Origin of the sequence: Pseudomonas sp. C1C7, from assembly GCF_013359595.1 — a bacterium.
GTDB lineage: Bacteria > Pseudomonadota > Gammaproteobacteria > Pseudomonadales > Pseudomonadaceae > Aquipseudomonas.
The window spans coordinates 76595-89077 of record NZ_JABFMP010000025.1; the positions used below are offsets into that span (position 1 = coordinate 76595).

Below are 12483 nucleotides of genomic sequence, written 5' to 3' on the forward strand. Positions count from 1 at the left end.
ATAACAGTTCAGTTTATTCGATCATTTACGCAGGGCGACCTTTTGCCCCTGAGGCTCCAACGACTCACGCTCACGATCGAACGCCAGATAGTACTTGTTCACGCTATTAACATAGCTGACAGGTCCCATCCCCACCTGCTCCATGGCGATGCGCTCGACCTGGAAGAACCACTGATTGGGATTCAGGCCACGCCGCCGCGCTTCGGCGCGCATGCCCTGAACCCGCTCCGGACCGATGTTGTAGGCCGCCAGCACGAACGCCATGCGCTCGCGTTCGTTGAGTTTGGGACTGGCGAAGAACTTCTTGCGGATCATCGCCAGGTACTTGGCCCCGGCCTGCACATTGTTATCGAGATCCTGAATATTGCTGACCCCGACCCGCTGGGCCGCGGATGGCGTGATCTGCATCAGGCCGGTGGGACCGCCGCCACGGGCCTTGGGTTGCAGGCCGGACTCCTTGAACGCCAGCGCCGCCAGGTTCAACCAGTCCATCCCCTGGGCAGCGGCGTGTTTCTGCAGCACCGGGCGCAGTTTTTCCAGACGCTGGCGGTCAGCCTTGGCCAGGGGATAGTGCACTTGATAGAGGCGGCGGTAGATGCGCAGGAACGCGGCGTCCTGGTCCGAGGGTTTCTTGTAGCCGGTAAGGAAGCGATCGATGCTGGCCCGCAGCATCGACGCATCGCGGCGCACGAACCAGTATTCCTCGCCCGGATCACTGATCTGCACCTGCCGGTCGATACGCAGCTTGGGCAGGATCTTGCCCCAGCGCTCGGCAATCGGTTGCTCGACGATGGTCAGGTGAAAGATCCCACCCTGGACCATCTCCAGCACATCCTCGACCGCCAGGCTGGGATCGACCCATTCGATGATGACCGGCGGCAGTTTGTGCAGGGCGAGTTTCTGATTGATCTGGCTCACGGCATCACCGGCGGCACTGCCGGTGGGCAGTGCCAGGGTTTTGCCCGACAGCTGTTCCAGGCGGGTATAGCGGCGTTCGCCCTTGATGCCGACCAGCACCAGCGGCACGTCGCGGGCAATCGGCTCGCTGGTGCTGACGGCATAGCCGGCCCGCAGATCGAGCAATTCACCGGGCGCGACCAGGTCGCCCTCCCCGCGCTGCAAGGCGCCGAGCAGTTGATCCTTGGCCTTGGGAATGATCTTGAGGGAGATTTCCTGACCGTCGCGGGCATGGCCGTTGAGGTATTGCTCGAAGGCGCGCAAGCGATGGTATTCGACGCCGATGGACTGGCCCTGGACTTCGCCGGAGCTGTTGCGGCTCTGGTTGACCAGCACGCGCAACACACGGCTGCTGCGAATTTCCGTGAGGTCGCGCACCTTCGCTGCCGGTACGGCTTGCAGTGGCCCGGGCAGCCGCGCCTGCGCCGAGATCGGCAGCAGCAGCGAACAGCACAGCAGTAGCAAAACCGAGGGACGAATCATCCACTCTCCGGAAAGAATTCAGGTCGACTGCATGAAACCCATGCAATTAATGAGAAAAAAGCGCCTTGGGCGCGGGTAAAAAAGTGCGAAAGACTGGCACAGTGATGGCACTCTGACCATCCCGTCTTGCACGCAGATCTGGAGTGCGGTTTCAAAGACAGCGATAACTGCTTGTAGTTCTTGGTTTTTCTTATAAATCTACAGCTCTGATATGCTTTTCGGCCTTGAGTCCGAGGTAGCACCATGCAACTCATCGATATCGGCGTCAACCTGACCAACTCCAGTTTCGACGACAAGCACCAGGCGGTGCTCGACCGTGCTTACGCTGCGGGTGTCTGCCAATTGGTCTTGACCGGCACCAGTGTCGAAGGCAGCGAACAGGCCCTGGAGCTGTGTCGGCAACTGGATGAAAGCGGGCAACGGCTGTTCGCCACCGCCGGCATTCACCCCCACTGCGCTAGCGACTGGAACGCCGACAGCGCCCGTCAGCTGCGCGGTCTGCTCAAGGAATCCAGCGTGGTGGCCGTGGGCGAATGCGGTCTGGATTTCAACCGCGATTTCTCGCCGCGCCCGCAACAGGAAAAAGTCCTCGAAGAGCATCTGGCGCTGGCGGTCGAACTGCAGATGCCGGTCTTCCTGCATGAGCGTGATGCGAGCCAGCGCCTGCTGGAGATCCTGCGCGACTACCGCGATCGGTTGCCGGCCGCGGTCGTGCACTGCTTCACCGGGGAACAGAAGGCGCTGTTCAGCTACCTCGACATGGACCTGCACATCGGCATTACCGGCTGGATCTGCGACGAACGCCGGGGCACTCATCTGCATCCGCTGGTGAAGGAGATCAAGCGCGGACGTCTGATGCTGGAGAGCGATGCGCCTTATCTGCTGCCACGCAGCCTGCGACCCAAGCCGAAGAATGGGCGCAATGAGCCGGCGTATTTGACGGAAGTGTTGCGTGAGGTGGCGTTGCACCGGGGCGAGACGCTCGAGGATCTGGCTGCTCATACCACTGCCTGTGCGCGGGCGTTCTACCGGTTGCCCACAATATCTCAATAACCACCTCATCCCTGCGGGCTTGCCCGCGATGACGGAGTGTCAGTCGAATCATTTCAACCTGACACACCGCTATCGCGGGCAAGCCCGCTCCCACAGGGGAATGGTGGTGTCTGTTGATCCACATCAACAACCCATGGCATGGATAGCGGCAAACTAATGGCACCTTGCCAAAACTGTTTCCGCTATCAGAGAAGACCTCCATGGGTGCCTGGCTTAGCAACATCTCGCTGAAATACAAATTCTGGGCGGTGAACGCCGTCGCCTTCGTCACTACCCTGTTGCTGGTGCTGTACGCCGTGCAGCTGGAGCAACACGCCCGCCACCAGGCCGCCCAGGCATCGGCCCAGGCCCAGGCTCGATTGCTCGGTGCCTGGCCCGCCGGGCAGCCGCTGCCAAAATCTCCCCAGCTACTGACGTTCGAGCGCGGGCAGGCACCGGTATTCGATGGCCAGCCAATTGCCGAACTGACCAGCGCCAACGGCTGGGTCGAGATCAATCCCATGCCGCTGTTCGGTGAAAACCTGCTGCTAGGCGCCGAAGTGTTCACCCGGGTCGACGGTCAGCGAGTCGCGGTGATTGCCCAGGGGCCGAGCCTGCGTCAGGTGTTCGATGAGCGTTTCATCAATTACGCGGCCGCGGTGTTCATCCTGATGCTGGCGATGCTGGGCGCCTCGCAGTTGCTGATCCGTTTCCTGCTCAGCCAGCTCAATACCCTGAAAGACGTGATGCTCCACGTGGAAAAGACCGGCGACCTTTCGGCCCGGGTACCGCTGGCTTGCAGCGACGAAGTCGGGCAGATGGCCAATGCCTTCAACGCCATGCAGGCCGGTTATCAGCGCGTGGTCAACACCGTGGCCAGCACTGCACGGCAACTGGACGAAGGTGCTGCGCGGCTGGCGTCGAGCATGAACGAGGTACGTCACGGCATGCTCGGCCAGCAGAGCGAAACCGATCAGGCCGCCACGGCGATCAATGAAATGACCGCCACCGTCCACCACATCGCCCAACACGCCGGCGCCACCCGCGACCTCTCACAATCGGCCGACACCCTGGCCGGCAGCGGGCAGGAGGTGGTCATGCGCGTTCAGAAGTCGATTTCCGGGCTGTCCACCGGGGTGCAGCAGACCGCCGAGATGATCCAGCGCCTGGCCGAAGACAGTCAGAAGATCAATGGCGTGGTCAACGTGATTCACAGCATCGCCGAACAGACCAACCTGCTGGCCCTGAATGCTGCGATCGAGGCGGCCCGGGCCGGTGAAATGGGCCGCGGTTTCGCCGTGGTCGCCGATGAAGTGCGCAACCTCGCCAAGCGGGTGCAGAGTTCCACCGACGAAATCACCGTGATGGTCTCGGCGCTGCAGGCCGGAACCCGCGACGCCGTGGACTTCATGCAGGAAAGCTCGTTCAAGGCCGATGACTGCGTGCAACAGGCCCAGGAAGCCGGCACGGCGCTGGAACAGATCACCGGAGCGGTGGCGCAGATGCGCGAGAGCAATACGCAGATTGCCGTGGCGGCCGAGCAGCAGAGTCAGGTCGCGGAAGAGATGAACCGGGCGGTGGTGAGCATTCGGGACGTGACGGAGAACACCGTGCAGCAGACGGTGGGGTCGGCGACCACCAGTCATGAGCTGGCGGAGCTGGCCGGGCAGTTGAGCAAGGCGATCGGGCAGTTGAAGCTTTAAGGAAACGCCCCCTGCAGGAGCTGTCGAGTGCAACGAGGCTGCGATCTTTTGATCTTTTCAAGGCAAGATCAAAAGATCGCAGCCTTCGGCAGCTCCTACAGGGAGCTGTTTACGTATTACACCTATGGCGCCAATAGCCAACCTTGATTCGCTGCGGCCATTGTACGGGCCTATTCTTCAACCATGTGTTCAACATGGACTTGAGGATCAGCATCATGGGTAAACGTCACCCCAACCTTCCCTCCTGGCAATGGCGTGCCTACCCGGGCAATCATCAGCACCCGACCAATCTGGTGTTGCACCTGATCGCTGTCCCGCTGTTCATCGTGGCGTTTCTGCTGATTGTTTCCGGCGTGTTCGGCCTGAATCTGGCGAACTTTGCCATCGGCATCGTCGGTGTGATTGCGGCGCTGGGTTTGCAGCGCCACGGGCACAGTCTGGAAGCGCAAGCCTCCGAACCCTTCAGTGATCGCAAGGACGCGGTATCGCGCCTGCTGGTCGAGCAGTTTCTGACCTTTCCGCGGTTTTTCCTCAGTGGCGGCTGGTGGCGCGCCTGGCGTGAGCGCCACCGTCGTCACTGATTTGCCAACCAGAGATCAGGCAAAGACAGTGACCGTCTGCCGGCTCATGGCGATCAGACGCCCTTCGGGGTCCCACAACTTCGCGGCCGCGTGGCCATAGCCATCGGCGGCATGTTCGGTTTCGACCAGGTATTTGCACCAGTAAAGCGTGCTCAGATCGAGCAGCGGCTGAACGAATTCGATGGTCCAGGTCAGGGTGCTGCCCATCGCCGGTTTCTTCAGAAACGGCATCACCGCCGGAGGCCAGGCATCCACCAGGGCCAGGATGTGCGCTTCGCTTACCGGCTCTTCCTTCACATCGCCCCGCAGACGCACCCAACCGCCCATGTGCCGCGAGGTGTTGCCGGTGAACGGCAGGCCGCCGACGCTCCAGCGCATCGCCAGATGGCGCATGAATTCCGGGATCACGCCTTCGATGAAAGGCAGTTCCTGACAGTCGTCCCAATGCTTCATATCCGGTGCCGGCTCGGCCTGCACCGCGACCTCCGACGGGCGCGAGGCGCCGAAGCTGCCCTGGATCAGGGTCACCACCTGCCCTTTCTGCATCGCCCGACCGAGAATCTGGCTGACCGCCTTGCCTTCGCGCAGCACATCGACTTCAAAGCTCACCGGCACTTCCGGCTCCACCGGCCCGACAAAGGTAATCGCCAGCGAACGCACCGGGCGATCGGCCGGCACTTTCGCGCGCATGGCTTCAAATTGCAGCGCGGCCACCAGCCCACCGAAGCTGGCACGCCCTTGCGCCCATCCCGCGGGGATGGACAGGTCCTGCGGCTGGCGGCGGACAGCGTCAAGCAGATCGGAAAAACGCATGAAAACCTCGGGGGGCATAAAAAGAATGGAGGGATCTTAACCAGCCGGCGAAGGCTGTACAGCGCCTATTCCGGCCAAATTGACCGGCAGATGAGCCGCAAGCGTTCATAGCCCCTGTAGCAGCTGCCGAAGGCTGCTGCTACAGGGGATCGTGTGAAGTTCAGGGCTGGAAGCAAGCCTTGTCGAGCTTGTCGAGAACCCGGTCGGCGTTCTGTTCAGCCTGGGCCATGGCGGTTTTCCAGGTGGCGACGCAGGGTTGCAGATCCGCCTCCTGCTCCGCCAGGGCCAGCCATTGCACGCAGTCGTGCCAATCGCCCAACGCGCCCTGGGCTGACTTCAATCGCGGCTTCGCGGCTTTCGGCAGGCGATCCAGTTCGGGGTAGGCCTCGATGCCATAGCGCACGCGCTTGATCAACAGGCGCAGGCGGTGACGGTCGTGGGCAGGATCGTGCAGGGCTTCGTCGAGTTTTTTCCACTGTTTGCCCAGGCGCTTGGTGATGAGCTTGCCCAGGCCCTTGAGCAATCCCTGACGCTGGGCTGCCCGTAAAAAGCGCGGAAAGGCTTCGAGGATCAGCAGCAGTTGCCCAAGCTCGATGCTCTCTGCCACCGCAGGATAGGCCTTTGCCATCTGCGCCATGCGCCATTGCGCGGCCTCGGTGTGACCATGCTCGAGCAGATAGGCCGCCAGCACCTCGCGATCACGCAGCGGCGTGGTCAGGTCACCGACGTGGGACGCCGCCGCTTCCAGTTGTTCGACACCGGGCAAGCCGCGCAATGGCCGCAACAGGCTGCGCAATCGCCGAACCGTGGTACGCAGATCGTGCAGCGCCTCGGGATCAGTGCGGGCACTCAAGCGTGCCTGACAGGCCAGCAACCGAACTTCAGTCCTCAAGACATGGGCGACCAACCGATCAATCATGGGGTGTTTACTCCGTAAACAGTGGTGAGCGGCAAGCTCCAAGCTGCAAGTTGAAATGCGGTCCGCTCCAACTTGTGGCTTGTAGCTTAGAGCCTGCAGCTGCTTTTATCTCCCCGCCCTCGACTCACGAATATAGAAACGCGCTTTCTCGGCCTTCTTGGTGCAGCCCTCGAAACCTTCGAACTGCTGCTGAGTCTTGGCCGCGGTCAGCAGCGACAGGGCCTTGGAATAGCTGACGTTGCCGGCGAAACCTTCGGCCTTGGCCAGATCCAGTTCCTTCCAGGCCGCATCGAGCTCGTTGCCGCAACTGTCGCGATACGCGGTTTTGCCGGCGCAACCGGCCAGTGCCAGGGCAATCAGTGGCACACAGATCCAGGCTTTCATCACTTACACCTCAAAAGATAGAAACAGTCATGCACTTAGGACGGTTTGACGCCGGAAAAGTGCCGTCCATCGGACGCGTAGACTATAGCGTTGGCGAGAATAATCGAGTGCCGCCATAAGCTGTCGAAAAAACGACGCCTTCACCGTCCCGTACGACCTCGACGATTGAACCGCGCCCCTCGATGGGTGCATTGTTGAGCCATTGAAGCGAGGGCGATTCATGAAAAAGCGTGTCGCACTGGTATTGGGCTCGGGTGGAGCCCGGGGTTACGCCCACATCGGCGTGATCCAGGAGATCGAACGGCGCGGCTACGACATTGCCTGCATTGCCGGTTGCTCAATGGGGGCGGTGGTTGGCGGGATCTACGCCGCCGGCAAACTCAATGACTACCGCGACTGGATCGAGAGCCTGGATTACCTCGATGTGTTGCGCCTGGTGGATGTCAGCTTTCGCCTGGGGGCGATCCGCGGGGAAAAGGTGTTCGGGCAGATCCGCAAGATCGTCGGCGAGATCAATATCGAAGACCTGCGCATCCCCTACACGGCCATCGCCACCGACCTGACCAACCAGCAGGAAATCTGGTTCCAGGAAGGCTGTCTGCATCAGGCGATGCGTGCCTCGGCGGCGATTCCCAGCCTGTTCACTCCGGTGATGCAAGGCAGCCGCATGCTGGTGGATGGCGGCATCCTCAACCCGCTGCCGATCGTGCCGGTGGTGTCCAGCCATTGCGACCTGATCATCGCGGTCAACCTCAACGCCACCAACCAGCGCCACTATCAGTTGCCGGTGATCCAGCGCCCCGCCGCGTTCAAGACCCGCTTCGACAGCCTGATCGCCTCGCTCGGTTCCAAGCTGCCTTTCCGGCGCAAACAGGCCGAGCAGTTGTTGCTGCTGGAGAAGGAAGCGCTGCTGGCCGAGGCGGCCGAGATCAACCCCTGGCCCGAGGCCGCCGACCCCGAAGCCCAACAACCGGCCGCCGCTCCGGAACGCGACGGTGCGCCGAAGTCCGCCACCGGGTCATTCATCATCGACAACGTCGGGCCGGCGTCTCTGCTGGACCTGATCAACCAGAGTTTCGAGGTGATGCAGACCTCGCTGGCGCAGTACAAGATCGCCGGCTATCCGCCGGACATCCTGATCAACGTGCCGAAGCGGGTTTGCCGGTTTTTCGAGTTCTACAAGGCGCCGGAGCTGATCGCGCTGGGGCGGGAGATTGCGCGGGATACGCTGGATCGGTATGAGAATGAGCGTGGGTGACAACCTGATGGATCTCGAGTGAATGTTCCGGCCTCTTCGCGGGCAAGCCCGCTCCCACAGGGTTCGGTTTTGAACACAGAATTTGTGAACGACATCGATCAACTGTGGGAGCGGGCTTGCCCGCGAAGGCGCCAGCCCAGGCACCGCAAAAACTAACGGTCACTCAACAACCGATACCCCACCCCCGCCTCGGTCACGATGAACCGCGGCTTCATCGGATCATCCGCCAGTTTCTGCCGCAAATGCCCCACCACGATCCGCAGGTAATGGCTGTCCTCGGTATGGGTCGGCCCCCAGATGTCCTTGAGCAGTTGCTGCTGGGTGATGACCCGCCCCGGATGTCGCGCCAGTTGCGCGAGCACCGCGTACTCCTTGCGGGTCAGGGCGACTTCGTTGCCGTCGAGCAACACCCGGCGATAGGCCAGGTCCACCGTCAGCGGGCCGAAATTCAATGCCGCTTGCTGGGCCTCGCCCACCGGCGCCTGACGCAGCAACGCACGAATGCGCGCGAGAAATTCCTGAATGCCGAACGGCTTGGTCACGTAATCGTTGGCGCCGCCATCCAGCGCCTCCACCTTCTGCCCTTCTCCGGCGCGCACCGAGAGCACCAGCACCGGCACCGTCGACCACTCGCGAAAATCGCGCAGCACCTGCTGGCCATCCATGTCCGGCAAACCAAGGTCGAGCACCAGCAGGTCCGGTTTGTTCAGCGCGGCCTGGGCCAGTCCTTCGCTGCCGGTTCCGGCCTCCAGCACTTTGTAGCCCTGGGAAGCGAGGCTGATGCGCAGGAATTTGCGGATCTGCGGTTCGTCGTCGATGACCAGGATGGTCGCGGTCTGGCTCATGGATTCACATCGATATGAAGAAGTGGCAGAAGAGTAACGCAAGCAGGATCAGGCTTCACTTTCATTGCCGTCCGAGTAGCCAGGCTGAGCCTGCAACGGCAAGTGCAGGGTGATGCAGGTGCCGCGCCCGTCGATACCGTCCTCGACGCTGATCCGCCCGCCATGGGCGCCGACCATGCCCTGACAGATCGCCAGCCCCAGCCCGGTGCCCTGCCCGCCCCGATCACCGCGGGCGGCGGTGTAGAACATGTCGAAAATCTTCGCCCGGTCCTCCTCGGGAATCCCCGGCCCTTCATCGCTCACCGAGAAGAACAGCTCGGCGTCATCAGCTCCGGCGCGCAATTGCAGGCGACCGTGAGACGGGGAAAAGCGCGCGGCATTTTCCAGCACGTTGACCAACGCCTGCTCGATCAGCGCGGCATGGACGAACAGCAGCGGCAGTTCCGCCGGCACTTCGGTGCTGACCTGCAACGGCGCCAGCACCGCGCGCAGGCGATTGAGCGCGCTGCCGACGATATCCGCCGGCGAGACCCAGTCCCGCGCCAGCTTCAGCGCGCCATGGCCGAGCCGGGTCATGTCCAGCAGGTTCTGGATGTAGCGGTCGAGGCGCTCGGCTTCATCGCGGGTGCCTTCGAGCAGCTCGCGGCGATCCTCCAGCGGGATCGCTTCGCCCAGCGCCAGCAGGCTGTCGATGCTGCCGCGCATGGAGGTCAGCGGCGTGCGCAGATCGTGGGACACCGAGGCCAGCAAGGCGCTGCGCAGTTGCTCGGTTTCGCCATGCAGCCGCGCCGCTTCCAGGTCATCGGCCAATTGCGCCCGGGCCAGCGCCTGGGCCAGCGGCTGGCTCAGGGCCGTCAGCAGGCGCCGACGCTGCCCGCTCAAGGTCTGGCCTTCCCGGGCACAGACACCGAGCAGCGCCAGCGGTCCGTCCTCCACCGACAACGGCCACCACCACCAGCGTCCGAACGGCAGCGTGCCGGTGCCCGCGCCCGCCGGCTGATCGTGTTGCCAGGCCCAATCGGCGGCGGCGCGCTCGGCTTCGGTGAATTCCAGCGGGCCACCGGTTTCGACTTTCCAGCCGCTGGGGCCGTCGCGGTTGAGCAGGCACAGTTGCAGGTCGCTCCAGCCATTGAGGTGCTGGGCGGCGGCGCTGACCACGGCTTGACGGTCGGTGGCGGCGGTGAGTTTGCGCGACAGGTCGAGCAGTTCGCTGGTCTCTTCCTGGGTGTCGCGCAGGGCCTGCAATTGCCGGCGCTGGCGCGCGGCGAGATTGCCGGTGAGCGCCGCCATCAGCAGGAAGAACAGCAAGGTCAGCACGTCTTCCTCGCGCTGGATGCTGAAGGAGAAATTCGGCGGGATGAACAGGAAATCGTAGGCGAGGAACGAGAGTGCGGCGCAGGCCAACGCAGGTCCGAGGCTGCTGCGCACGGCCACCAGCAACACCGCGGCGAGGAAGACCAGGGAGATATTCGGCAGTGGCAAGGCGTGGGCAACGACCCAGGCCAACGCGCTGGCCAGTACCGTCGCCACCACCGCCAGGGCGTAATCGAACCACACCAGCGGCTGCATCACGCGCTGACGTGGCTGATGCTGTTCGTGATCGCTGTCGAGAACGTTGATTTCAAGGCCCTTGGCATTGCGCAGCAAGCGCGCCGCCAGGCCTCCGCCGAACAGACGTCGGCGCAAACGCGGTCGGGACTGGCCGACCAGCACAAGCGTGGCGCGACGTTCGGCGGCATGCTGGATCAGGGTTTTCGCCACCTCGCCGGCCCGCAGCAACACCACTTCCCCACCGAGGCGTTCGGCCAGTTGCTGAGCGCTTTGCAGGCGCAGGCGCGACTGCTCGTCTGCGCCGCTGCCGTTGTCCACATGCACCAGGCTCCACGGCAGGTGCCGGCGCTGGGCGACGCGGCTGGCGTGCCGCACCAGCCGTTCGGCCTGATGATCGCCATCGACGCCCACCAGCAACCGACCGCGCACCGCAGGCGCCGCCTGACCGAGCTGGCGATAGTTCTGGGTCAGATCGTTGTCGACCTGGGCCGCCGCGGTTTGCATCGCCAGCTCGCGCAACGCGGTGAGGTTGGTCTGGGTGAAGAACGCATCGATCGCCGCCCGCGCCTGCTCCGGCACGTAGACCTTGCCGTCGCGCAAACGCTCGAGCAGTTCGCGCGGTGGCAAGTCGATCAGCAGCAGCTCGAAGGCTTCCTGCAGCACCCAGTCCGGCAGGGTTTCGCGCACCTGCACGCCAGTGATGCCGCGCACCTGATCGTTGAGACTTTCCAGGTGCTGGACGTTGACCGTGGTGTAGACGTCGATGCCGGCGGCGAGCAGTTCCTGAATGTCCTGCCAGCGTTTGGCATGGCGGCTGCCGGGGGCGTTGCTGTGGGCCAGTTCGTCCACCAGCACCAGCTTCGGTTTGGCGGCGAGCAGGCCATCCAGATCCATCTCCTCGAGCATCACGCCGCGGTATTCCGAGCGCAGCAGCGGCTGCTGCGGCAAGCCACCGAGCAGCGCTTCGGTCTCGGCCCGACCGTGGGTCTCGACCACACCGGCAATGAGCTTCACCCCCTGGCGCTGCTGGGTGTGGGCGGCTTGCAGCATGGCGTAGGTCTTGCCGACACCGGGCGCGGCGCCGAGGAAAACCTTGAGCCGGCCACGGCCATCGCGGGGCAGGTTGGCTAACAGCGCGTCGGCGCGGCCGGAGTCGCTCATTTGTTTTTGCCTTGTCTGACTTGAAAGTGGGGATGTTGCTTAAAAGATCGCAGCCTGCGGCAGCATGCTTCCTGTAGGAGCTGCCGAAGGCTGCGATCTTTTGATCTACAGCTTTTCCAATGCCAGATTCAACTCAAGCACATTCACCACCGGCGGCCCCACCAACGGCTGCTCGATGTGCGCCTCCAGCAGATTCTGCAACGTCGACACCGGCAGATTGCGCGCCGCCGCGACACGCGCCAGTTGATAGGCAATCGCCGCCGGTGGCAAGTGCGGATCGAGGCCGCTGCCGGAGGTGGTAACCAGCGCCAGCGGCACCGGTCCTTGCCCTGGCACGAGCAGTTTGTTGGCATCGTCGATCACGCGAGTGGCCAAGGCCGGGTTGCTCGGCGACAGGTTGCTGGCGCTGCTCGACACCGTGGCAAAGGCACCGGCCGATGGCCGTGGGTGGAACCAGGCGTCGCCGACGAAATCCTGGGCGATCAGAGAAGAGCCGCGAACCTTGCCTTCGGCATCGCGAACCAGGCTGCCGTTGGCCTGATCGGGGAATGCAACCTGGGCCACGCCGGTGACCACCAGGGGGTAGGCGACGCCCGTGATCAGGGTCATCAGCACAAGCAGGCTCAGGGCCGGGCGTATCAATGTGGACATTTCAAAATCCTCGAATTCAGAGAGGTAACCTGTAGGGTCAACCTGTGGGAGCAAGCCTGCTCGCGATAAGCCCAGGAGCGTCGTCAAGTTTCAGTCAGTTCGCGTTATCGTTGACGACCATCGCGAGCAGGCTCGCTCCCACAGT

The 12483-nt window shown here is 63.0% G+C and carries 11 protein-coding genes; 4 read left to right on the top strand and 7 right to left on the bottom strand.

The window, feature by feature from the left end; all coding sequences use genetic code 11:
* Positions 1–21 precede the first annotated feature (21 nt).
* On the bottom strand, positions 22–1440 hold the full coding sequence (locus HNO86_RS20000) for a transglycosylase SLT domain-containing protein (protein ID WP_175378655.1): 1419 nt from the start codon (positions 1438–1440) through the stop codon (positions 22–24).
* A 243-nt stretch (positions 1441–1683) separates the two neighbouring features.
* On the opposite strand from HNO86_RS20000, the gene HNO86_RS20005 reads away from it, so the two are divergent.
* The 3 genes from HNO86_RS20005 to HNO86_RS20015 all read left to right on the top strand — a co-directional run bounded on the left by HNO86_RS20005 (position 1684) and on the right by HNO86_RS20015 (position 4756).
* Positions 1684–2493, top strand: coding sequence for a TatD family hydrolase (locus tag HNO86_RS20005; protein WP_175378656.1), 810 nt, complete (start codon positions 1684–1686; stop codon positions 2491–2493).
* A 200-nt stretch (positions 2494–2693) separates the two neighbouring features.
* Complete coding sequence (locus tag HNO86_RS20010) at positions 2694–4175, top strand: methyl-accepting chemotaxis protein (protein WP_175378657.1); 1482 nt, start codon at positions 2694–2696, stop codon at positions 4173–4175.
* Positions 4176–4390: 215 nt separating this feature from the next.
* Positions 4391–4756 carry an Mpo1-like protein gene (locus tag HNO86_RS20015; protein ID WP_175378658.1) on the top strand — a complete coding sequence of 122 codons (366 nt, stop codon included), beginning with the start codon at positions 4391–4393 and terminating at the stop codon, positions 4754–4756.
* Positions 4757–4771: 15 nt separating this feature from the next.
* Here HNO86_RS20015 and HNO86_RS20020 read toward each other — a convergent pair whose 3' ends face one another.
* The 3 genes from HNO86_RS20020 to HNO86_RS20030 form a co-directional block, all read right to left on the bottom strand.
* On the bottom strand, positions 4772–5569 hold the full coding sequence (locus tag HNO86_RS20020; protein WP_175378659.1) for an acyl-CoA thioesterase II: 798 nt from the start codon (positions 5567–5569) through the stop codon (positions 4772–4774).
* A 160-nt stretch (positions 5570–5729) separates the two neighbouring features.
* Positions 5730–6488 (bottom strand): CHAD domain-containing protein, encoded by a 759-nt coding sequence (locus HNO86_RS20025; protein WP_175378660.1) that lies wholly within the window; start codon positions 6486–6488, stop codon positions 5730–5732.
* Between the two features lie 105 nt (positions 6489–6593).
* The gene (locus HNO86_RS20030; protein WP_175378661.1) at positions 6594–6872 is read right to left on the bottom strand and encodes a hypothetical protein; all 279 of its coding nucleotides are present in this window, start codon (positions 6870–6872) and stop codon (positions 6594–6596) included.
* Between the two features lie 220 nt (positions 6873–7092).
* Between HNO86_RS20030 and HNO86_RS20035 the strand changes: the two genes are divergently transcribed.
* Entirely contained in the window at positions 7093–8130 is a 1038-nt protein-coding gene (locus HNO86_RS20035; RefSeq protein ID WP_175378662.1) for a patatin-like phospholipase family protein, read from the top strand.
* A 152-nt stretch (positions 8131–8282) separates the two neighbouring features.
* Here the strand turns inward: HNO86_RS20035 and HNO86_RS20040 are convergent, their stop codons facing one another.
* From HNO86_RS20040 to kdpC, 3 genes are all read right to left on the bottom strand, one after another.
* Positions 8283–8975 carry a response regulator gene (locus HNO86_RS20040; protein WP_175378663.1) on the bottom strand — a complete coding sequence of 231 codons (693 nt, stop codon included), beginning with the start codon at positions 8973–8975 and terminating at the stop codon, positions 8283–8285.
* 48 nt (positions 8976–9023) lie between these two features.
* Positions 9024–11687, bottom strand: a complete 2664-nt coding sequence (locus HNO86_RS20045) for a sensor histidine kinase KdpD (RefSeq protein ID WP_175378664.1) — start codon at positions 11685–11687, stop codon at positions 9024–9026.
* 105 nt (positions 11688–11792) lie between these two features.
* Positions 11793–12338: a potassium-transporting ATPase subunit KdpC gene (gene kdpC, locus HNO86_RS20050; protein WP_175378665.1), complete on the bottom strand. Its 546-nt coding sequence runs from the start codon at positions 12336–12338 to the stop codon at positions 11793–11795.
* Positions 12339–12483: the final 145 nt, after the last annotated feature.

Excerpts from the sequence above, each read along its gene's own strand:
- HNO86_RS20000 (WP_175378655.1), bottom strand. The coding sequence starts at position 1,440 with ATGATTCGTCCCTCGGTTTTGCTACTGCTGTGCTGTTCGCTGCTGCTG.
- HNO86_RS20005 (WP_175378656.1), top strand. The coding sequence starts at position 1,684 with ATGCAACTCATCGATATCGGCGTCAACCTGACCAACTCCAGTTTCGAC.
- HNO86_RS20010 (WP_175378657.1), top strand. The coding sequence starts at position 2,694 with ATGGGTGCCTGGCTTAGCAACATCTCGCTGAAATACAAATTCTGGGCG.
- HNO86_RS20015 (WP_175378658.1), top strand. The coding sequence starts at position 4,391 with ATGGGTAAACGTCACCCCAACCTTCCCTCCTGGCAATGGCGTGCCTAC.
- HNO86_RS20020 (WP_175378659.1), bottom strand. The coding sequence starts at position 5,569 with ATGCGTTTTTCCGATCTGCTTGACGCTGTCCGCCGCCAGCCGCAGGAC.
- HNO86_RS20025 (WP_175378660.1), bottom strand. The coding sequence starts at position 6,488 with ATGATTGATCGGTTGGTCGCCCATGTCTTGAGGACTGAAGTTCGGTTG.
- HNO86_RS20030 (WP_175378661.1), bottom strand. The coding sequence starts at position 6,872 with ATGAAAGCCTGGATCTGTGTGCCACTGATTGCCCTGGCACTGGCCGGT.
- HNO86_RS20035 (WP_175378662.1), top strand. The coding sequence starts at position 7,093 with ATGAAAAAGCGTGTCGCACTGGTATTGGGCTCGGGTGGAGCCCGGGGT.
- HNO86_RS20040 (WP_175378663.1), bottom strand. The coding sequence starts at position 8,975 with ATGAGCCAGACCGCGACCATCCTGGTCATCGACGACGAACCGCAGATC.
- HNO86_RS20045 (WP_175378664.1), bottom strand. The coding sequence starts at position 11,687 with ATGAGCGACTCCGGCCGCGCCGACGCGCTGTTAGCCAACCTGCCCCGC.
- kdpC (WP_175378665.1), bottom strand. The coding sequence starts at position 12,338 with ATGTCCACATTGATACGCCCGGCCCTGAGCCTGCTTGTGCTGATGACC.